Below are 21,551 nucleotides of genomic sequence, written 5' to 3'. Positions count from 1 at the left end.
GTCAGGCGCTTGTTTTCTGCAGCGCTTGTATCACTTGGTCTTTCGGTCCATCGGCAACGATCTTGCCCTGCTCGATGACGATCAGGCGGTCGGCCAGCTCGAGCATGCTGAAGCGGTGCGTCGATACGATCAGGGTCGTGTTGCGATCGAAAGCCACTTTGAGCTGCTTGATCAGCTGGCGCTCGGAAGCCAGATCCATCGAGCCGGACGGCTCGTCCAGGAACACGATTTTCGGTTTGGTCAGCAACAGGCGGGCAATTGCCATTGTCTGCCTCTGACCGCCCGAGAGATTGGTGCCGCGCTCGCCGACATTCATGTCGTAGCCTCGCGGATGGCGGGAGACGAAGTCGTCGACGCCGGCAGCCTTGGCCGCCTCGACGATCTGCTCATCGGTCGCCTCCGGGCACGCCATCAGGAGATTTTCCTTGATGGTGCCGGAAAATAGATCGTTGGCTTGCGCGACGATCCCGACCGCGGCGCGAACCTCCGATGGGTGGTATTGGCGGATGTCGATCCCGTCCAGCAGCAGCTCGCCGGAGGTCGGCAGGAAAAGCCTGCCGATCAGCCTCCCCATGGTCGTCTTTCCCGAGCCTATGCGGCCGATGATGCCAATCCGCTCACCGGGCTTCACCGAGAAATTCAGGCCGGTCAGCACTTCGTTTTCGGAACCCGGGTAGACAAAGCCGACATTCCTGAATGCCATTGCACCGTTGCGAATGGGGCGGTTGACGAAACCAACCGTGTCCGGCCGATCCTCAGGCTGCGCCATGATCGAATTCACCATTCGCAGGGACAGCATCGCCTGGCGAAGTCTGGACAAGGTGATCGCAATCTGCCCAAGCGGGGCCACCGCCCGGCCCGCCAGCATGACGGTGCCGATGATGGCGCCGGTCGAGACATGCCCTTCCGAAAAGGCATAGGCGCCGGCCACGATCAAAGCGACGGTGACCATCTGCTGGATGGCTTGCGTTATGTTGCCGGCGGCAGCCGAAAGCTGTTTGATCTTCTCGGACGTGTTGGATGCGTTCTTGGAATGCTCCGCCCATTTTCGCAGAAGGTACGCCTCTGCCCGCAGCGATTTGATCGTTTCCAGCGTGGAGATGGATTCCACCAGCAGGGCCTGGCGCTGCGAAGCCTCGTTCATGGAAGCGGCAACGCGTTTGCCGATGCGCCGTTGCGTGATCAGCCCGACGATCACCGAGGCGACAAAGGCAATGGCCGGTATGACGACCAGCCAACCGCCTATCGCATAGATGACAAGAAGAAAGACGAAGACGAAGGCTGTGTCGATGAAGACGCTGATGGTGTTCGACGTGAAAAACTCGCGCACGAACTCGTACTGGGTCACCCGATTTGCATATTCGCCGGTTGAGCCGGGCCTTGCCGACAAGGACGAGTTCAGCACCTTCTCGAAAAGCATATAGGAGATGCGAAGATCGGCCTTGCGCCCGGCATAGTCGATCAGTGACGCTCTGGCGGTCTTCAAGAGCAGGTCGAACAGAATGACCGCGCCGATCCCGATCGACAGCACCCAGAGCGTCGATATCGCCTTGTTCGGCAAGATCCTGTCGTAGACGTTCATGGTGAAGATCGGTGAGGCAAGAGCCAGCAGATTGATGAATACCGCCGACAGGATGACCTTCGAATAGGTGCGCCAGAACGGCCCCATCGTGCCGGTCAGCCAATGTCGCCGCTCGATCTTGGCCGCCGAACCGACGCTCATCGCCTCTACTGCGTTGGCATAGGTTATCGAGAAGGAAACGCCGCCACTAATATAACTTCCGGAAAACTCGGATTTGCTAATTGTCGTGCGCCCGTCTTCCTGGGGAGCGGTCGTAAATCCACCGTCCTCGGTCTGGGCAAGCAGCGCAACCGGCAACTGGCTGACGCGAAACAGAATGGCGGGAAGGTCGATGCGTCCGCGAAGAAAGTCGCGATGGCTGAATTCCGTGATTTCAAGACCGATGCGTTCGGCAAGATGCCGGATGGCGTCGATATCGATGCGGGTGTCTGACAGCGGCACGCCGGCAAACAGCACGGTCTCGGAACTCGGCCTGCCGAGGTACCCGGCAACAGCGGAGAAGCAGGCCTTGAACGCCTCTTTTGGGGAGAGGATTTTGGGTTGTGGGTTCACGATCGGCCCGCAGGACTATCGTTCGTCCTTGACCTTCCTACTTCTTTCTTACCGGTGCGAGGATGTCGAAAGGCAGATCGTTCGTCTGCTCCGACGGCGTGCGCGCATACGTTTCGGTGTCGGCCGTTTCAGGCGCATTGAACTCGGCCTTGGCATAGGCGGTGGCCTGTTTTGCCGGCTGAAGATTCATGGTCTTCAGCAACTGCCCGGTTGCCGCCAGCAGCCGGTACTGCGCGAAAAGCGACGCGTAGGATGCGGTGTCGGCAAGCGTAGCTGTGTTGAACCGCGTGTTCTGCGCATCGAGCACGTCGAGCAGCGAGCGCTGTCCGACCTTGAACTGCTCGCGATAGGACGCCACCAGCCTTTCGTTGGCGGCAGCCTGAAGCTTCAATGTCTTTGCCAGATCGGCCTGCCGGAAGCGGCGATCCCATGACGTACGGACGGCTTCCTCGATCTCGCGCAGAACCTGGTGCAGCACAAGGCGCTGCTCGCTGGTGCGGCGGACCTGCTCTTGCTCGTTGGCTTTGTCGATGCCGCCGCGATAGAGGTTCCAGCGCAGCACCAGCCGCGCCTGCAGGTCGCTGGCGTCGCCATCGTCGCCGTCGATGTCATAGCCGCCGCGGGCGCGGCCTTCGGCGATGACGGAGGGCCCGAATTTCGCCCGCGCCGCATCCACCAGGGAGGCGGCGGCGTCGATATCGCTGTTGGCCATGTGGACGCGCGGATTGTTCTGTCGCGCCAGCCCTAGCGCGTCGTCGAGCGACCTTGGCAGCGCGCTCGAGACATCGCCTGGCCTTGACGCGTTGGTCAGCGGCTTACCGACCGTCTTGAAGAACCGTATCTTGGAAGCCTCCAGTTCTTCGGTCGCCTCCTGCATACGTGCCTTGGCAGCGAACAGCCGCTCCTCGGCCTGCTGGCGATCAGCCTCGTTCAACGCGCCGCCTGCAATACCTTGCCGGATGTCGCCGAGGATTGCCTGGTGAAAGCCCAGATTCTTCTTCGCTTCTGAAACGATCGAAGCCTGCAGCATGTATTCGAGATAGTCCTGGACGACAGACAGTCCAATGAATTCAGACCGTTCCAGCACCCGGAACGATGCGCCGTCGACCCGCGACGCCTGACGGTTCAGTTCCGCCCGCCTTGCGCCGCTGTCATAAAGCGTCTGCGTGACAACGACATCGGCTTCCGCTGGATAGAGCGCGTCATCCTCTATCGACAGCGAACGCCGGGAGGAATTGTCGAGACGACGAACCCCCGCCGACGCCTCGACATCGACGCTGGGAAGATAAAGTCCCTTCGCTTGGCGTAGCTCGAATTCGATTGCTTCGCGGTTTTCGATCGCTTGGCCAATTTCGGGGTTGGACTCCACCGCAACCGCCATCGCCTCCTGGAGAGTGAGCGCGTGAGCATTCCCACAACTCAATATGGCGACCGTCGTCAGCAGGCCGAGGCGCTTGCCTATCGCCGACATAGATGTCGTATTCATTTCACCCCACCCCAACGTTCCCCTGCGCCATTATTGCCAGGCGTTACAACTCAACCGTGATTGTTCACAAATTTGCAAAATATGGGAGCACTTATTGATTTAGTGACCGCTAAAACGCTGAATTCAAGCAAAATTCTATAGAATGTCGCAAAAATGGCACATAAAATACCCACTGCGGTTTTTGGGTAACAGCCGTCCGAGTTTGAACAGGCAAGCGAAACCGCTCCGGGAAGGAGGACCGCAAGGCCACCTTTAGACCTATTTGCTCCTGATGGCTTGACTATTTCTGGGTGTACTTTTTCAGCGAGGTGACCGACAACATTTTGGTTGGCAGCTACAATCGGCAGGATAGGCCAGCGTGCCAGCATAGGGCTCGTATGACGGCCGATCAACGAGTGGGTCAACCGAAGAGGTGACGGTACTTTTTGAGGCGGTTCGGTAGGCCATCGAATGCTGCAAGGTCCAAAAATCGCTCGATTGATCCCGATAGCTAGTGAAACCCCAAATATTTCTTGCGGCGATTTTCCGTTAAAATCAAAAGCGCAATTTTTTTGACGGTTAGTGTCGGTCTTTTCGCAGCTCAGAAAAAAATTTGACTGTAATTGAGTCATACGCTGTTTAAACAATGCGGAACGAAGTGGTCAGTTGCGCCACCACTTTGCGGGACGACATACGAGAGTTGCAGGACGAGCGGTCAAACATCGAGGCCGCCGGCTCGTTAGATACCACTACTCGTTCCTCCGCGCCATTCCAACAGGCTGAACTTCGAGGCAAGTGAGCCCGTCCTGGTCCGGCGCCTCGACGTAAATCCATTCCACCGATCACAACTGCCTGCAAGCTGCCGCTTGTTTGTTACTTCCCGAGTCTCATCGGCCATATCGAGGCGCTACACCGTCAACTGGTCGCGCGCTGTTGCCACAGCCGCCGATCTGCAACCGCCCCCATTTCCGCGGTTCTGGACCCTGTCTCCCAACGTTTGCAAAACGAGGTCAGCTATGGTCGGCAGTTTGGGGTCGCGGGAGCATACGGAATGACACGGGAACCTTTCAGATTTTGGCCCACCAAAATTCAGCAAAATCAACAATTTCCGTTCGCCCTCCGGGCCCACCAATAACTCACGGCTTACGCCGAACTCTTTGTTTTGTGATCGCATCCGCGAAAAAGCGCTCTGCCGTCAAAGCCTTTCCCCACCTCTCGATAATTTCGCAAGCTGCTGCTGGCTATCGGCGGTTCGTTGATGCGCAAACTGTGACGGCGGTCGTTACCGTGGCTCGAGTGTCAGCAGATGTGGTAAGGTTGATTGTCGGCGAGTAGCAGAGGGGTCCAGCAACAATGACTTTGAGACGAACCAGAGCTTACGGCGGATCCGGCTTGGTTCTGGCGGTTTGCACTGTATTTGCTTGGCAAAACGCCACCGCCGCTCAAGATTGCTACGCAGCCGCGACGCCTGGCGTCAATTGGCAGGAGTGTGACAAAAAGCTTCTCATCCTGGAAGGACAGGACCTGAGCGGGGCAAACCTGTTCGGTGTTGATTTCACTTCGACCGACCTCAGGAACAGCAATCTCCTTGCGGCAAATTTTGAGAAGGCAACGCTTGTGCGCGCTTCCCTGGCCGGCTCGACCGCCAAAGGCGCCCGGTTCGACAAAATCGAGGCGTACAGGACCGACTTCAGCCAGATGGACGCGCAGGGCGCTGTGTTTACGGGCGCGGAAGTGCAGCGCTCGAATTTCCAGAACGCCAATCTGGTCAATGTTGATTTCACAAAGGCGGAATTGGGGCGTGCACAGTTCCATGACGCCGATATCAGCGGCAGCCACTTTTCGTTTGCCAATCTCGCGCGGGCGGATTTCCGAGGAGCGAAGTTCACCGCACCGATAGACTTTGAGGGCGCTTTTTTCTTTCTGACCCGTATCGAGGGCCTCGATCTATCCAATTCGGCGGGTCTGTCCCAGTGGCAGCTCAACATGGCTTGCGGGGACGCCCGGACCGAGTTGCCTTCTGGCATGACGAGGCCAGAAAATTGGCCCTGTCAATTCCAGCAGGAATAGCCCGCCCGTCCGCTTCCCGCCAAGGCTGCCGGGCGGCAATGCGCCTCAATTCAGTCCTCGGCCGGGGGTCAAAGCACGACACTGCGGGACATTTCCGGCAATCTCATTTACCGGCGAACGACAACGACCAAATGGAGGACGGATGCCCAAGGTCAAAGGTGATACCGCTCTGGACAAGGAGCGCGCCAAAACAGAGAAGCTCCTCAAAAAGGTTGGATACACCGCCTTGAAGGAGGCCGGTGTGGTATCCAAGCGACCCGACCTCCCAAATCTAAAGGTTGAAAAGCGAGGGAAATAGCGCGGACACTCGCATGCTGACCTGACGAGGGCACGCCCAAAATGTAGACGTCTGCTTTGTCTTCTCAAGCTAGGAGCGTGCAGGCGGCGCTTGCGAGAACCACAAGGCGGACTGCTGGGGCCGGAAGAAGCTGTCGTATTTCCGCCCCGGTGCGATCCGATACTTCACAACTTTTTCACTTTCAATTGGGGGGCCATATCATATGAACGAAGAGACCGGCGTTCAGAAGTTGGTGCGCACGCTGCGTGCTCGAGCACCTGATGACGCAGCTGAATTGCTCGCTAGAGAGTCTCCCGAGTTCATCCGCGACACACTAAAGCTGTTGCCTGACGGGCACGCCCGTAAGGTGGCCGAGCATTTGCCACAGCATATGCGGCCCATCAGCTCTCATGACGGTGAGATGGGTTTCGCGATCCCCGAGTCGCTCATCGAGGTGATGGACCCGATCCCCGCCAGCGTTCCTGTCGGGACGACGGTTGCTGCCGCGGTGGAAGCTGTCAGAGGCGCCCAAGTGCCGACCGAGCTCACTTATCTCTACGTCACGGACGGGGGTAATAGACTGGTTGGCCTGGCGGTCCTGCGCGATCTGATGCTGAGCGAACCGGACGCGGTTGTCGAGCACATCATGCTGCCCAGGCCGTTCGCTCTTGATGTCGGTCTCTCTTTGAGTAACGCATGCAAGGCGGCGGTACGGCGTCACTACCCTGTCTATCCGGTGGTGGATGCGGAGAACCGGCTGCTCGGGCAGGTTCGCGGCTGGCGCTTGTTCGAGCAGCAAATCATCGAGATTTCCGCCCAGTCTGGCCAGATGGTAGGCGTCCAGAAGGAGGAGCGCTCTTTTACGCCGCTGTTTTCAGCCTTCTTGAAGCGTCATCCTTGGCTGCAGTTGAATCTCCTAACGGCCTTCATGGCCGCATTCGTGGTCAGTTCGTTCACAGGCACGATCGAGAAGATCGTCGCCCTGGCGGCGTTCCTCCCGGTCTTGGCCGGGCAGAGCGGAAACACCGGCTGCCAGGCACTGGCTATGACGCTGCGTGGCCTTGCCCTGGGGGATGTGGACAAACGACCGAAGCTGCACTTGGTGATGAGAGAAGGCGCGCTCGCGGCCGCCAACGGCGCGCTCGTCGGCGTTGTTGCGGCTGCGGCGATGTGGTTCTATGCCTCGAGGCAACCGGCGTCGGCGGCGCAGGCGCCGATGCTGGCACTTGTGATCCTGCTTGCCATGTGCGGATCGTGCCTCATGTCCGGCATCTCCGGCGTGCTGATCCCGTTGGGCCTGCGCCGGGTAGGCGCCGATCCGGCGGTCGCCTCGGCGATCTTCCTCACCACCGTGACCGATATTGTAGGCATGGGCCTGATGCTGGGGCTGGCAACCATGCTCGTGCTCTAGACTAGCAAGCTGCGTGCGGTGACGCGTCCCTGGGAGTTCGGGCAATGAGCTGACCTCGCGTTCAAAGAAATTGCAAGACCCGGGCCGAATCGCACACGCCTCGTGAGAAGCACCTTCCGGCAGCTCTCCGGCCTCTTGCGAAACGCGACGGAAGGCCTTTGGAGAAGCCGTGGGTGACCTTGAAGCCTGGTGACCAGATACGCAGAATCGCCCACCCAATATTAATCTTGTCGGCTGTGCGATCCACTACTGATGAGATTTGAGTTTGTTAAGCCTTGGGCCAAATACTTCAATCACGTGCAGCAATGTCGAGAAGAGTTTTTGACAATCAGCGCATCCGAAATAGGAATAAACCCGATATCTTGTTGCGCAGCTGCAACAGCTGCTGAGGACTCGCATAAGTCCGGCGACCGTTCAGTCGCCTTTTTCTTGCAGTCGTGCTAAATCTCTCGCACTAGTCGGGTTTGGGGTGGGTTCTCGGCATGCAATCTTCGTTTCGAACGATCTTCGGCTTCGCCGCAGCGCTGCTTTGTGCCGGCGTGTTGCCGGCCGGCGCACAAGGTCTTTTTGGGGCCTATGACGATGCGTTTGCGGCCCGCATCGCCAGTCCGGCCGACAATGGAACGCTCGCCCAATTCGTCACGGTCGCGGTCAACGCTGGGCAATACGATCAGGCGATCTCCTCGATCGAGCAGTATCTGATCCAATACCCGCGCGATGCGCGCGCCCGGCTTGCGGCCAGCCGGTTATATTATCATGTCGGGTCCTATGAATTGGCCCGGCGGCAGGTGCAGTACGGCATCGAAGTCGGAGGTCTGACCGCAAGTGAGCAACAGGAAGCTGTTCGCCTGCTCGCCCGCATCGAGCGCGCGTTGCGTGGCGTCACCTGGGAACTCGCCCTGACCGGCGGCGTATTCAGCGCATTCACCGATTTTGAGCCAGGCGGGGCGCAGGACGACGACAGCTTCGTCTCGCCTTACGGGCAGGCGGAAGGTTTTGTGCGGTGGGACCTCGGCACGCCAAGTGCCGACGCGCTCGTTCTTTCGGGGTCGTTGACCGCGACTGAGCGTCTTTTCACGGAAGACCTGTCGGTTCCGGGTGGCGAGAAGACTTTTATCCACGGCAACGCAGCGATAACCTGGGACAAGGGACTGCCCAACAGCGGGATCGATTCGCTGCGCCTGCTGCTTTCCGCGTTCACCGTTACGGATCGTTTCGACAGCGACATTTACGAAACCGGTATCGGCCTCAGTGGACGTTTCGTCGTTCGCCCGACGGTCGAGACGACGCTCTTCGCCGGTGGCGGCTACATCGATCTAAGCGCCTCGCAAGGCATTTTCGCGGATAGCAGGGTCTTCTACGAGGCAGGCGGCAGCTACCGCTTCCGCAATGGCCAGGCGCTCGGCTTGCGCTTTGTCGGCTCGAATGACTTCGCTTCCGGATCGGGCGAAATCAGCCGCAGCTATACGGGCGAGGTCCGCTATGGCGGCCTGTTGATGAACGTACCGGATTTTTTCGCATGGTCGCACCAGATCGCCTTATCGGCCGGCCACAGCGACACTCCCGATCTGTCCGTCGGCATCGGCACAAATATCAAGAGCGACTTCTGGCGTATTGCCTCGGAAAGCGATTTTCAGCTGACGGAAGCGCAGAAGATCAGCGTCGATCTCGCCTACCGCAAAACCAACTTCGCCCTCGCCAACCGCGACCGAAAATCGTTCGAAATGCTCATGAGCTATACGTTGACGCTCAATTGAAAGAGGCCGCGATGAGGTATCATCAGATCGTCATTTTTATCGCCTGCCTTGCCTTCGCGGCACCATCCGCTGCTGAGACGGTCGGGTCGATGACGGCCTATCAGACCATCATCGTCCGCAATAACGGCGGGACGATGAACGTTGGCGCCGGCGTCGAACTCGGCGACCAGTTGCGCAGCAATCCCACCGGTCTCGGAATGCTGGTGTTCCGGGATGAATCGAGCGCCAAAATTGGTCCAAACACCAGCCTGACGATCGATGAGTTCGTCTACAATCCGGGCTCCGGGTCGGGAAAGATCGACATCGGGATGAACAGCGGCCTGGCACGTTTTTATGGCGGCCAGGTTTCGAAAGGGGGCGTCATGCAGGTTGCGACGCCGCACATGGTGCTCGGAGCGAGAGGCGGCATCATCGAAGTGCTGGTGGCAGCCGGCCAGACCGTCGGCATATTGCGCGCCGGCCGCATGACCTGCACGATCAATGGCAAACGGCTGGTCATCACGAACCCGGGCTACGCCTGCACGTCGGACGATGGCAAGCTTCTGGCCGGCTACGGCGGCATCGACGCCTTCCCGATCTTGGACAGTATCGACCGGATAGCGGGAACCGGCCTGCCGGGCGCACCGGGTCCTGGGTTGGACGTAAGCGCAATTTGTACGTCGGCTCTAGGCTCCTCGCTCAAAGTCTGCGGGTCCAGGGACGGCGCACTGCCAGGAGTGGTCATGGAATTCCCTGACAGCCCAACGCCACCTGCGGGCAGCGGGGGCCGGCGGGGCGAGTGTGAGGGTGAGGGTTGCTGCTACTACTACAACTGCGATTAGGCCTGGCTGCACGAGATGAGCCACTCGGTCGGTAGGCGCTGGGCTGATTGGCGGCAAGCCGGCAGGCGCAAAATATCCGGCCTTTTGGTCGTGCTCCTGCTGCTCGCTTGCCATTTGGCTTTTGACGGGCCGTTGTCGCGCCTGCGTGAGCGGACGTACGACTTTTATCAGTTTCTCGCCCCACGCCAGGCGACGAGCAATCCTGTCGTGATCGTCTCGATAGACGACGACAGCCTCAAGGCACATGGGCGATGGCCCTGGAACCGTGGCCTCTTGGCCGATCTGGTCGATGGCATCACGCAATCCGGCGCGGCGGTGGTCGGGCTTGCGCTGGTACTCCCCGAGGCTGACACCTCGCCTGAGGGCATGGCCGGAGACAAGCGCCTGGCAGCGGCGCTGTCCAAAAATCGAACGGCGCTTGCCGTCAGCCTGGGCAATGAAGCGACGGTTTCAGAAGCAGAACCCAAAGCCGGCTGGTCGATCGTCGGGCAAGTACCCGATACACTTCCCGGCTTCACCGGTCTTACCGGGTCGCTTGCCGAATTCTCGAACGCCGCCGCAGGCCTAGGCGTGATTCGCACCTTGCCCGATCCCGACGGCGTACTGCGCCATGTGCCGCTGCTCTGGCTTCGCAACACCCCTCAACGCGCGCAGCTGTGGCCGTCTTTCGCACTCGAGCTCCTGCGCCTTTACGCTGGACAGGACGGTTACACAGCCCGGATGAGTGCAGCCGGGTTCGACGCACTCAGGATGGCAGGCGCCATTGTGCCGCTCGAGCCGGAGGGGAGCATCCGCCTCTGGGAAACCGCCACCGACACGCCTCGCCTGTCTGCCAGCACTATCCTTTCGGGCCATGGCGATCCGCGGCTGCGGGACGCCATCGCCATTGTCGACCTGTCGGCTGTGGGCCTGACGCAGTACCTGCCCACGCCGACGAGTCCAGCGCGACCAGGAGCGGAGATCCACGCCGATGCGATCGGCCAGATGCTTGCCGGGCGCTTCCTGGCAGAGCCAGCGCACGCGCGTATGCTCGAGCGGCTCTGGTTTCTCCTCAGTGCCGTCGTTTTCATCGGGGTTTCCGGAGTGCTCGCCGGGCGTGTCGTGCTTGGCGCCCTCTCCCTGGCGCTGCTGGCCGTCACGCCGTTCGTGTTCGGCGCTCTCGAGTACAGCCTGCAGGGTGCACTCTATGACCCGCTGCAGCCGGCGCTTGCAACCATCATGGTTGCGGGCTTCGAAGGCTATGTCCTCTACAGGCGCAGCGAGCAGCGCCGGTCCACCCTGACGCGACAGTTCTCCCAATATCTGTCGCCCTCCGTGGTGCAGCGCCTCGCAAGCTCGGACACCGAGGCAATCCTGTCCGGCGAGAAGCGCGAGATCACCATTTTGATCAGCGACATACGTGGCTTCACGACCATGAGCGAACAGCTCGACACCCAAGAGATCGCCAAGGTGGTCAACCATTTCCTCGGCATTGCGACCGATGAGATCCTCAAGCGCGACGGCACCATCGACAAGTTCATGGGCGATGCGGTGCTGGCCTTCTGGAACGCACCGCTAGATCAACCCGATCATCGTGAGGATGCGCTCGACGCGGGCCTGGCCCTTATCGAGCGGGTGAGGCGCGAAGACGCCGCCTTCACCGCGGATGGCCATCGCTCCATCGAAATCGGCGTCGCCATCGAGACCGGCATCTGCTCGGTAGGCAATTTCGGCTCCGAACGGCGCTTCGATTACACCGCGATCGGCTCCCCCGTGAACCGCGCGGCACGGCTCGAATCGACGACCAAGAAGCTGGGCATCCCCCTGGTGCTTGGACCCGGCTTTGCGGCAGGAGCATCGATGCCGGTCGTCCAGGCGGGCGCCTTTGAGCTCCAGGGTTTCAAGGGCGAGGTGCCGGTTTTCACCGTTCCGGAGATGCAAGCTGCTCAACAAGGTATGAGCCGCGAAGTAGAGAGCCAACGTGGTGAGCAATCTGGCGCCCCCGCCATGGTGGTTGGTTCGCCGCCATCCGTGCAAATGGCGCCGCTTGACCTGACACCCCGAACCCAGAGCATCCGCTGATCGGATCCAGCGGATCGCAAGATGCGATTGTCACGGGCACAGACGGACATCTCGTTTCGGCGACCATCGAGGGATGCGACGGCTTGCGTCACTCGTCCTTGAAAGTCACCTTCATATGTTTGTGCACCATTGAGGCGAGGTCCTCGGCATCCCAGTTCGTTAGCCTGATGCAGCCGTGAGAGAAGGTCTTCCCGATCTTGCCGGGTTCGGGCGTGCCGTGAATGCCGTAGCTTTCGATGGAGAGGTCGATCCAGATTGATCCCACGGGATTGTTAGGGCCGGCAGCAATGGTGAAGGGCCGCTTGGTTTTGACTCCCTTGAATGCAAAATCGGGATCGTAGTGATAGGTCGGGTTGTGCACCACCCTTTGGATCTCTGCCTGCCCACTTGGTGCCGGCTTCTCGTCGCTCCCGATCGAGGCAGGGTAGACGGCAAGCGCTTTATTGGAGGGGTCGAGCACGCGCACCTGATGAGCGCCTTTGTCGACTTCCACGCCGGCAATGGTGGCGGGAGGTTCACCCCGGCCAACATCTGGTACCAGCAGCGTGGTTCCAGCTTTCCTGAATCCGGTGCCTGGGTTTAGCCTCCTGAGCAATGGTCCGCTCACATGGAAGCGCTCCGCCAGCTTCTCGATCGAGTCGTGATAGCCAAGCCTTCTCAGGCGAGCCATCCTCTCCATGCGCCCCGGAATGCGTTTGGTGAAGGGGCCGCGTACATCTTTGCGGTTCAGTTCATAGGTGACCAGAGCTGGGCTGGTGGAGGTTGCCATCAGCTTGTCCCAAGTCGCCTGGGTGAGCTTGCCATCTGGCGCCAGTCCGTTCGACGCCTGGAAGGCCTTGACCGCCTTGGCGAAGTTCTCTCCAAGGCGGCCGTCGATGAGCCCCGGTGAGAAGCGCGCACGATCCAAAAAAATTTGCGCCTTCAGCACGGCAGGATCGAGCCCTTTCGGATCGCCGGCGGAGAATTGCGCCTGATTTACAGCGGCTAGATCCAGCTTGGCCGCCTCCGTCCCGCCGCATGCGAAGGCGAATGCAATGGCGAGGAGGAGAAGGAGCCTGATCATCGATGTCACTCCTTGCGTTAAATCGCACCTGATCTGCTTCTATGACGCGCTGTGGCAGATCTGGTTCCATTCGCCGGTAGGAGGATCATAGGCAACCAGCCTTACGCCGCCGACCGGTCCGAGACGTTCGATGCCCATGCCTTGCCCCTCACGAGAGGCGTTGCTGGCCGCGCAGATCGGCAGTGTAAAAATGGTCTGGCCATGTTGACGTGAGCTTCTACCTTCAAAACTGCCCATTACCTGGACCGGCAGTCAAATGGTCTCAGGGCAGCAATGAGGAGATGCGCTGGGAACCCGGCTCGTCGGGCGGGTATTCTATTGATCTTCGGTATCGACAGATCCATGTTCCGTCGTCACTGTGATCGCTTTGTCGCCCGCGATTGCCCTAGCGTATTCGAAGCGCTCCAACTTCTGTTCTGCCGACAGGCCTTTGAACATCGCGGTGGCCGAGTTCGTGATTTTGAAGTCGCCGCAACTCGGACAGCGAAACTCCCGGATGTCGCCAACTGTCTCCGAATTAACGAGTGCCTGCTCATCTGTAATCGGGCAAATTGCGGCCATCCAAGCCATCGGGGTCCTCCGTCCTAAGGCCGTCCTCGATTACCCAAAGGCATCGTCGAGTGCAAAATCCATTTCTACCGACGCTCACCCCCCTGGAGTACTCCACCGAGTAGATTGCGCTCTCCACTCTCCAACCCGGAATGTGGATTAAAGCCAGTTCCTCGGCGAGCGATTTGCTGGTGAGCGGTAGGCGCTCTCGCTCGGGAGCCTCTCCCAAGCGATCGGAGATGTTCATGTAGCGTCGGGCAGGACCGAAGGGCCGGAACGTGGCGTTTTCATCTCTTCGGCAATCACCAGTAGCGCCTCCAGAGCGACGGCGATCCCCGACATCAGCGTACTTATGTCTGCGTTGCCGCCGAGCGTCGAAAGTTCGGCCGCTCGCGTTTGCATGCTTTGGCTCAGCTCTTGTAACTTCAGGCGCAGCTCGTCATCCATGTATGTTCTCCAAGCTTGACGCTGGAGGAACGCGCCTGCTTACAACCCGTTCCGCCGGTGGCCGCAGAGAACCAGAGACGCCGCAGATGCTACAACTTGCGCTGTGGCGGCGCTTCGGATGGGCGGCGGATTGGGCCTCAGCGACTGACCGTCGGCAAATAGCGGATCCTTCAGTCTCGAAAAGGTGCTGACGGCTCGATATGCACCGCCCATTGGCGTGGGTGCTGGTCCATGCACAGAAAGGGCCGTGCAAGTGCGCGCGGCCTCTGGACTCAACATCCCGTCGTCATGGTCCAAAGTTGTCCCAAGGTGGGTTCTCACCGAAGCGGGCGGCGAGATGCGTCACGAAGCTTTGAACTTTGGCGGAAAGATGCCTTCTTGACGGGTACATCGCGTAGATCGACCGGCTTACCGGCTTGAACTGGGGCATCACTGTCTCCAGCTGGCCCGAACGAATGGCTTCTCCAACAAGGAAAGTGGGACAAAGTACTATGCCTGCTCCACCCAGCGCCGCATCGCGCAGGAGCTGCCCGTTCGTTGCCGTCATCCGTGCAGTGATTTTTACCGCAACTTCCCCCTTTGGTCCGTCGAACCGCCATTTTCCGCGGCTGGCGCGCAACGCGTAGTCCAGACAATCATGGTCGTGGAGATCCGACGGCTTTGTGGGACGCCCGCGTCTGTCCAGATAGTCGCGCGAAGCGCAGACCACCTCGCGTGAGGGCGCGATTCGGCGAGCAACCAGATTGGAAACCGTGAGTGGAGCGATGCGTACCGCGACATCCAAGCCCTCTTCCACGATATCAACCACACGGTCGTCCAACACCAACTCAACCGACACCTCCGGATAGACCGCGAGATATTCTGCAACGACTCTCCCAAGGTGCATCGCGCCGAAGGAGATCGGCGCGCTGACACGCAGTGAGCCGGTCGGACGTGTCTTGCTCTCGGCCGCGCTCGTACGAACTTCCTCGACATCCTCGATTATGCGCAGACTGCGCTCGTAGACGGAGGAGCCGACCTCTGTCAGGCTGATGCGCCGGGTCGTCCGGTTGAGAAGGCGTGCGCCAAGCCACTCTTCCAGCATTTGGACATGCTTGCTCACGGCCGCTGGCGATAGTCGCATCCGCTTGGCCGCTCCAGCGAAGCTGCCTTCACCGACGACGTTGGCAAACACGGTCATGCTGGTCAGCCGGTCCAACTGCAATCACCTCTTTCATTCACGTTTCGTGAGTTCACCATCCATATTTCCCTCGATTATCAATCCACAGTGGACAGATTATCTGAAGCCAGGCCGGGATCAATTGCCCGATCCGTCTCTCTAACATTTGCCCGAAACGTCGGCGTCGAGTGCCTTCTCGCGGGCTGGAGGTGATCATGTCTCTGACCAAAGCAGCCCTTCAGGAGAAACAGGGAGCCACTGTTCGCATGTGGCTCTCCGTGCTCACCGTATCGCTGGGTATTTTTTCGATGATCACTGCGGAGCAACTCCCTGTGGGGCTGATTCCGGCAATTTCTTCCGAGTTGAATGTCTCTATTGGGAGTGGCGGTCTCACGGTGACGATACCCGGCGTAATTGCGGCGTTCGCTTCTATCGGTTTGCCGTTGGCAGTGGGGAGGCTCGACCGGCGTATTCTGATGGCGGGCCTGCTCGCGGTAATGGCTGCGGCGAGCGTGATTTCAGCGCTCGCAACGAACTTTCCCGTTCTGCTCGCGTCCAGGCTGCTCGTCGGGATCACCATCGGTGGCTTTTGGGCGATAGCCGGGAGCATCGCAGTACGCCTTGTTCCTGGACCGTCCGTGCCGCGCGCCATGACTATTGTCTTCGGCGGTGTAAGTGCCGCTGCGGTGCTGGGCGTGCCGGCTGGCACGATCATCGGTGATCTAGTCGGCTGGCGCGGCGCGTTCTGGTCTCTCGCCGGTCTGAGCTTTGCCATACTGCTCGCCGCCCTGCTTGTGCTTCCGAAGCTGGAGGCGGCGCAGCCTGTGGAGGTGAAAGCCCTGCGTGCGCAATTGCGCAATCCCGCCCTCCTGTCGGGCGTGGTTGCGACCGCACTGCTGGTGGCTGCTCACTACGGTGCCTACACCTTCGTGAGCCCGGTGTTGCTGGAGGTCTCGGGCGTCACTGCAGGGAGCATAGGCTGGCTACTGGTGGGGTATGGCATTCTCGGAATGATTGGCAACGCCGTCGCAGGCGTCTGGGCCGCAAAATCCGTCGGTCGCACATTGGCCTGCGTCGTCATTGGGCTCGGGGCCACGCTGGCTCTTTTCCCGTTGCTCGGGGTCACGCCGCTCACAGGAACCATCCTGCTGCTGGTGTGGGGCTTCGCGTATGGCGCGGCGCCCATTACGCTGCAGACGTGGGTGCTGAGTGCAGCATCAGAAAGCGCAGAGACCGCGACGGCCATTTACTGCTTCACTTTCAATCTTGCCATCTCCGTGGGTACCCTAGCGACCAGTCAGATCGTCGACACGATGGGCGTGAACAGGGTCCTCTGGGTCGATTCCGCCATCATCCTGCTGGTGCTGCTGCCGGTGTGCCGCGCACCCATACTTAACCGGAACATCGGAAACTCTTAGACAGCAAGCCATCCTGAGTGTCGCCCGTCTGTCTATGATGCTGTGTAGGTTGAAGTAGACCGTCGTTCCTTGTCTTGAAAGTCACGCGCGTCACATCAAACGGGGTTCCGCCGCACCATGCGGGTGCCGATGCTTTGCGCCCCCGGAGGACAACTGGCTACTTGAAAAAGGACTTGATCCCCTCGTCGATATGTGTGCTGATATGAGATCGATCTCATGCCGCGCTCTCAATTACTGTTTCTCTACGGGGAGGGCGCTATGGGGAGCACATGTCTGAATGACGATGAAGAGGGAGGTTTAAGTGAGGAAATTGATCACGTGGCTGGCCTTAGCCACTACCACGCTCGCGTTCGCGTCTGCGGCGTCGGCGGGTGAAACCATCGACCGGGTTACCTCGAAGAAGGCAATGGTGGTCGCCACAAACAGCGGTTGGCCGCCGCAGAGTTTCCTCGACGACAGCAATCAGTTGGTCGGCTTCGACATCGACGTCTCGAAGGAGATCGCAAGGCGTCTCGGTGTGGAGGTCAGTTTCGACACGCCGGACTGGGCGACGATGACGGGCGGCCATTGGCAGGGACGCTACGATCTGGGTGTCGGCTCGGTGACGCCGACCAAAGCGCGGGCCAAGGTGATCGATTTCGAAGGCATCTATTATTATAGCCCCTACGTTTACGTGGTTCACAAGGACAGCCCGGCCAAATCGGTCGCCGACCTGAACGGTAAGATCATCGGCGTCGAGACCGCCACCACGTCGGAGGATTTTATCCGCAGACAACTCGAGATCGATGCTCCCGGCCTGCCGCCCATCGAATACAAGCTGGAGCCCGGTGAGATCAGGACTTTCGCCGACTCAATGCTGCCGTTCGACGATTTGAGGCTCGGCGACGGCGTGCGCCTCAACGCGGTCATCGCACCAGAACAGACGGCTCAGAACGCGATAAAGAACGGCTACCCGTTGCGTGTCCTGGAAGGCGGCTATGCCTTCCGTGAGCCGCTGGTGGTGATCGCGGAAAAAGGTGATGCCGAGTGGAATGCCAAGATCGGCGGCATTCTCGACGAGATGAAGAAGGACGGTACCCTCGCGAAACTGACCACCAAATGGTACGGCAAGGATTACAGCGCCGACTGAGGAGCGTCGTGGATAAAGCTTGAGCGGGATGCATTCAATTGAACATCCCGCTCCGTCTGTTTTGTTTCAGCCGCATTTCCACGACACCGGGCGGCTCCGCCTGCCTGCAAAATGCTCTAGTGCCGCCACCTCATCGTATTGATCATGACATGTCCTGACACCTATTACCGACGCACGCTTGCCGACAGCACCATCAGACCGCCGTTGAGCGGCGTTTCCGAGTGCGAGACAGTCGTTGTCGGCGGCGGACTGGCCGGCCTGACGACGGCGTTGCAGCTGGCTCGCGCCGGCCAGCAGGTCGTCGTGCTTGAGGCGCAGCGGATAGGCTTCGGCGCTTCCGGTCGCAATGGCGGCTTCGTCAATCCCGGTTTCGCCACCGGCACCGACAACATCGCCGCGATGGCCGGCGTCGACGCGGCACAAAAACTGCACCGCCTGTCCATCGAAGGCGTCGACTTCGTGCGGCAGACGATCCGCGATCTCGACATCAAGGCGGCAGAGCCGCGCTCCGGTATATTGAGCGTGCTTCGCCACGATGGCGGCGCCGCGCTCAAGGCATATGCAGAGCAACTGGCGCGGGATTTCGACTATCGGCTCGACTATCTCGATCGCGACCGGGTGCGAGCGGTGCTGCATTCCGATCGCTACCACCAAGGATTGCGCGATCCCAGCGCCTTCCACATGCATCCGCTTAACTATCTGCGCGCCGTTGCTGGCGAGATCGAGCGGCTGGGCGGCAGGATATACGAGAGAACGGCTGCCGTTGAAGCCAACCTTGACGGCGCCGAAAAGATCTTGCGTACCGACGGCGGCGAAGTGCGCGCCCGCCAGGCCGTGGTTGCCACCGGCGGATATACGGGGCCACTGGTCGGCCGGCTGCAGCGGGCATTCCTGCCTATCGCCACTTACGTTATGGTGAGCGAGGAGGCGCCTGACCTCATCGCCAAGGCGATTACGACGACCGACGCCGTCGGCGATAACCGTCGCGCAGGCGATTATTACCGCGTTGTCGAAGACGGCAGGCGGCTGCTCTGGGGAGGGCGCATCACCACCCGGGCAGCCTCATCGGGCGTGTTGGCGAGGCAATTGCGCCGTGAGATGGTCACCACTTATCCGCAGCTCGAACACCTCAAGACCGAACTCGCCTGGTCCGGGCTCATGTCTTATGCCCGACACATGATGCCCCAGATAGGCCCGTTGCAGCCGGGCGTCTGGTACCTCACGGCTTTTGGTGGCCATGGCATCAACACCACGGCGATCGCCGGCAAGTTGATCGCCGAAGCCATACTGGGACAATCGGACCACTACCGGCTGTTCGCACCATTCGGCCTTGCCTGGGCGGGCGGCCCGGCTGGACTTGCGGTTGCGCAACTCACCTACTGGAAGCTGCAGGCGCAGGATTGGTGGCGCGAGCGGGCCCGCTGACCGCAGGGAGATCGAAGACGTGATCGGCCGACTATTGCTCAACCACCCGGACGCGGCGCGCCGCGTTGGCGTGTTCTTCGTGCTCGCCGCCATCGCCGCCGGCCTGTATGGGCTCGGCATCAAAGCCAGTTGGCTCGGCAAGCTCGTTCCGTGGTCCGTCGAGTGGCTCGCCGCCAACCCGGACGTCGGGCGGGCGGTCTCGGCGGTGCTGATCGCATTGATCTTGGTGGCGAACTGGAACGCGCTGCGGTATCTCAGCCGCAAACAGCAGATTGTGGCAGTCTGGATAGAGCTGTTCGTGTTGCTAATGTTGTTTTTCTATTCCTTCGACTTGTCCTTCGCGTTCATTGCCAAGAAGATCGGCTTCCTCGTCTCGAAGGGTGTGGTGACGACCCTCTACATTTCGGCCGTTTCGATCGCCATTGCCACCCTCATCGCCTTCGTTGGCGCGATCGCCAAACTTTCCCGCAATGGCGTGGTCTATGGCTTGGCGACCTTCTATACCTCTCTGTTTCGTGGCTTGCCGTTGCTGATGCAGATCTACATCATCTATCTCGGCCTGCCGCAGATTGGCTACGTGATCGGCGCCGTGCCGGCCGGTATCATGGCGCTGTCGCTCTGCTACGGCGCGTACATGACCGAGATCTTCCGGGCCGGCATCGAAAGCATCTCGCGCGGCCAGACCGAGGGTGCTACGGCACTCGGCCTTAGCGCTAACCAGACGATGTTCCTGGTCATCCTGCCGCAGGCGATGCGGGTCATCGTGCCGCCGACCGGCAACCAGTTCATCGCGATGCTGAAGGATTCTTCGCTGGTCTCGGTGGTCGGGGTCTGGGAGATCATGTATCTCGCACGCACGCAGGGCCAGACCGAGTTCCGCCACATCGAGATGCTCATCACCGCCTCGATGATCTATTGGCTGCTCTCGATGGGGCTCGAGTTCCTGCAGTCGCGGATCGAAGACCGGTTCGGGCGCTCACTCAAGCGCTGATCGTCATCCGTGATTTTCGCCAAAGCGAGTTGCACAGCACCGCAACAGCCAGCTTCGGAGAGCAGCTGCAGATTGTACGCCACAGCACGCCGTTCGGCGACGCCGTCAAGGGTGAATCGACCCGGTATTTCATCGGCTTAGCCTGATCGGAGGGCAGAATAGAGCAAGTGCTGGACGAGCATGTTGTTGGCCGACTGCCCGGCAACTTCGACCGATTGCTGGATTTCACCCGCGCCAACAAATCGATAAAATCAAGGACTTTAACATATCCTCCGGGCCAACCATTATCGCTATGTATCGATGGAGCCGAGTTCGCCACGTGGTTCGCCAATAGGTTTGTCAGGCAGTGGTTTGCGCGTTACCAGCCGCACGACTCGGTCCATGCCCTGCACAGCCAAACGCACCGGCGAGGCTTCCCGGGAATGAAGCTCAGCATGGTGTTTCGTTCCCTTGAAGTGGGCGTGTTTGGGGGAAGACCGTAGTCGGCGCGTTCGCGCCCGATGGAATTTTCGAAGAGTTGTTTCCAACGGCGGGAACGAACCAAACTTCCATGCATTTAGCTCTGGCTTCGTTCATTCACTCTTTCTTCTGGGAGCTGGACCATTGTCATCCGGAGGCTATCTCTTGGCCGACCAACAAACCAATGACGTTTCCATCGTTGATCTGATACCTGCCCTGCGGGCTTTCGCGCGCACCTTCTGCCGCGTTCCAGACGATGCCGACGATCTGGTGCAGGAAACGTTGACCAAAGGGCTCGCCAACATCGACAAGTTCGAACCCGGTACACGCATGAAGTCGTGGCTCTTCACCATCATGCGCAACACCTACTACACGCGGATCAAGATCGCTGCACGGGAAGCGCCAGGCCTTCTCGACTGCGCGTCTTCGAGACCGATTTCGGAAGCTACCCAGGAATGGACCGTTCAGAGCAAGGAAGTTCACGGCGCCATCCAAAAGCTGCCCGAACATCAGCGCGAGGTGCTGATGCTGATCGGCGTTTTAGGAGTGGGCTACGAGGAAACCGCCGAAATCTGCGGCTGCGCGGTAGGGACGGTCAAGAGCCGGCTGAACCGTGCCCGCGCCAACATCCTTGAGCTACTCGGGGAGAGCTCGTTGCAGACATTGATAGAAAGGCGAAATCAGCTGTCGGATGGTCAGCTCGATATAGAGGTCGACAGCCGCAGATAATCAGCTCTTCACGTCTCGCCGATGCTTCTCGACGAGAGCATTTTGCAATTCGATCGCCAGCTTGGATAGGCGGTCTGGTATCTTTTCCTGCTCTATGGCGGCCAGCAGGGAAGCAATCTCCCGATCCACTGCCATCTCGACAAGCAGATCCGTGGTATCGTCGCTCGAATGAGACATCACGTTCTC

Annotated in this window: 18 protein-coding genes; 11 read left to right on the top strand and 7 right to left on the bottom strand. The window is 59.9% G+C overall.

Going from position 1 to position 21,551, the window contains the following annotated elements; all coding sequences use genetic code 11:
- Position 1 precedes the first annotated feature (1 nt).
- Together NKI06_RS16335 and NKI06_RS16330 are read right to left on the bottom strand one after the other, a co-directional pair.
- A complete protein-coding gene (locus NKI06_RS16335; protein WP_023691465.1) occupies positions 2–2,134 on the bottom strand; it encodes a type I secretion system permease/ATPase in 2,133 nt (710 codons plus the stop codon).
- A 37-nt stretch (positions 2,135–2,171) separates the two neighbouring features.
- Complete coding sequence (locus NKI06_RS16330) at positions 2,172–3,620, bottom strand: TolC family protein (RefSeq protein WP_023681072.1); 1,449 nt, start codon at positions 3,618–3,620, stop codon at positions 2,172–2,174.
- Positions 3,621–4,952: 1,332 nt separating this feature from the next.
- On the opposite strand from NKI06_RS16330, the gene NKI06_RS16325 reads away from it, so the two are divergent.
- From NKI06_RS16325 to NKI06_RS16300, 6 genes are all read left to right on the top strand, one after another.
- Complete coding sequence (locus NKI06_RS16325; RefSeq protein ID WP_352761701.1) at positions 4,953–5,669, top strand: pentapeptide repeat-containing protein; 717 nt, start codon at positions 4,953–4,955, stop codon at positions 5,667–5,669.
- 142 nt (positions 5,670–5,811) lie between these two features.
- Entirely contained in the window at positions 5,812–5,967 is a 156-nt protein-coding gene (locus tag NKI06_RS16320) for a hypothetical protein (protein ID WP_023681074.1), read from the top strand.
- 202 nt (positions 5,968–6,169) lie between these two features.
- Positions 6,170–7,357 carry a magnesium transporter gene (locus tag NKI06_RS16315; protein WP_352986180.1) on the top strand — a complete coding sequence of 396 codons (1,188 nt, stop codon included), beginning with the start codon at positions 6,170–6,172 and terminating at the stop codon, positions 7,355–7,357.
- A gap of 539 nt (positions 7,358–7,896) precedes the next feature.
- Positions 7,897–9,114: a tetratricopeptide repeat protein gene (locus NKI06_RS16310; RefSeq protein ID WP_197031261.1), complete on the top strand. Its 1,218-nt coding sequence runs from the start codon at positions 7,897–7,899 to the stop codon at positions 9,112–9,114.
- Complete coding sequence (locus tag NKI06_RS16305) at positions 9,111–9,935, top strand: FecR family protein (protein WP_023815926.1); 825 nt, start codon at positions 9,111–9,113, stop codon at positions 9,933–9,935. Before NKI06_RS16310 ends, NKI06_RS16305 begins: the two co-directional genes overlap by 4 nt.
- Positions 9,936–9,950: 15 nt before the next feature.
- Positions 9,951–11,996 (top strand): CHASE2 domain-containing protein, encoded by a 2,046-nt coding sequence (locus NKI06_RS16300; protein WP_352986178.1) that lies wholly within the window; start codon positions 9,951–9,953, stop codon positions 11,994–11,996.
- Between the two features lie 88 nt (positions 11,997–12,084).
- Here the strand turns inward: NKI06_RS16300 and NKI06_RS16295 are convergent, their stop codons facing one another.
- From NKI06_RS16295 to NKI06_RS16280, 4 genes are all read right to left on the bottom strand, one after another.
- Entirely contained in the window at positions 12,085–13,059 is a 975-nt protein-coding gene (locus NKI06_RS16295) for a L,D-transpeptidase family protein (RefSeq protein WP_023741855.1), read from the bottom strand.
- 315 nt (positions 13,060–13,374) lie between these two features.
- The gene (locus NKI06_RS16290; protein WP_023741854.1) at positions 13,375–13,629 is read right to left on the bottom strand and encodes a hypothetical protein; all 255 of its coding nucleotides are present in this window, start codon (positions 13,627–13,629) and stop codon (positions 13,375–13,377) included.
- A gap of 222 nt (positions 13,630–13,851) precedes the next feature.
- Positions 13,852–14,055, bottom strand: coding sequence for a hypothetical protein (locus NKI06_RS16285; RefSeq protein WP_023741853.1), 204 nt, complete (start codon positions 14,053–14,055; stop codon positions 13,852–13,854).
- 286 nt (positions 14,056–14,341) lie between these two features.
- Positions 14,342–15,253, bottom strand: a complete 912-nt coding sequence (locus NKI06_RS16280) for a LysR family transcriptional regulator (protein ID WP_352986175.1) — start codon at positions 15,251–15,253, stop codon at positions 14,342–14,344.
- 176 nt (positions 15,254–15,429) lie between these two features.
- Between NKI06_RS16280 and NKI06_RS16275 the strand changes: the two genes are divergently transcribed.
- The 5 genes from NKI06_RS16275 to NKI06_RS16255 all read left to right on the top strand — a co-directional run bounded on the left by NKI06_RS16275 (position 15,430) and on the right by NKI06_RS16255 (position 21,365).
- Positions 15,430–16,632: an MFS transporter gene (locus tag NKI06_RS16275; protein ID WP_352986173.1), complete on the top strand. Its 1,203-nt coding sequence runs from the start codon at positions 15,430–15,432 to the stop codon at positions 16,630–16,632.
- A gap of 301 nt (positions 16,633–16,933) precedes the next feature.
- Entirely contained in the window at positions 16,934–17,761 is an 828-nt protein-coding gene (locus tag NKI06_RS16270; protein ID WP_352986171.1) for a transporter substrate-binding domain-containing protein, read from the top strand.
- Positions 17,762–17,905: 144 nt separating this feature from the next.
- Positions 17,906–19,186 carry an NAD(P)/FAD-dependent oxidoreductase gene (locus NKI06_RS16265; protein WP_352986169.1) on the top strand — a complete coding sequence of 427 codons (1,281 nt, stop codon included), beginning with the start codon at positions 17,906–17,908 and terminating at the stop codon, positions 19,184–19,186.
- 19 nt (positions 19,187–19,205) lie between these two features.
- Positions 19,206–20,177: an amino acid ABC transporter permease gene (locus NKI06_RS16260; RefSeq protein ID WP_352858197.1), complete on the top strand. Its 972-nt coding sequence runs from the start codon at positions 19,206–19,208 to the stop codon at positions 20,175–20,177.
- A gap of 624 nt (positions 20,178–20,801) precedes the next feature.
- Positions 20,802–21,365, top strand: coding sequence for a sigma-70 family RNA polymerase sigma factor (locus NKI06_RS16255; RefSeq protein ID WP_023667968.1), 564 nt, complete (start codon positions 20,802–20,804; stop codon positions 21,363–21,365).
- Here the strand turns inward: NKI06_RS16255 and NKI06_RS16250 are convergent, their stop codons facing one another.
- Positions 21,366–21,542 (bottom strand): hypothetical protein, encoded by a 177-nt coding sequence (locus NKI06_RS16250; protein ID WP_023696378.1) that lies wholly within the window; start codon positions 21,540–21,542, stop codon positions 21,366–21,368.
- Between the last annotated feature and the right edge of the window lie 9 nt (positions 21,543–21,551).

This window comes from Mesorhizobium sp. M0772 (genome assembly GCF_040320135.1).
Taxonomy (GTDB): Bacteria; Pseudomonadota; Alphaproteobacteria; order Rhizobiales; family Rhizobiaceae; genus Mesorhizobium.
Note: the sequence above shows the minus strand (reverse complement) of the source record. Positions and strands in the feature narration are given on the sequence as shown.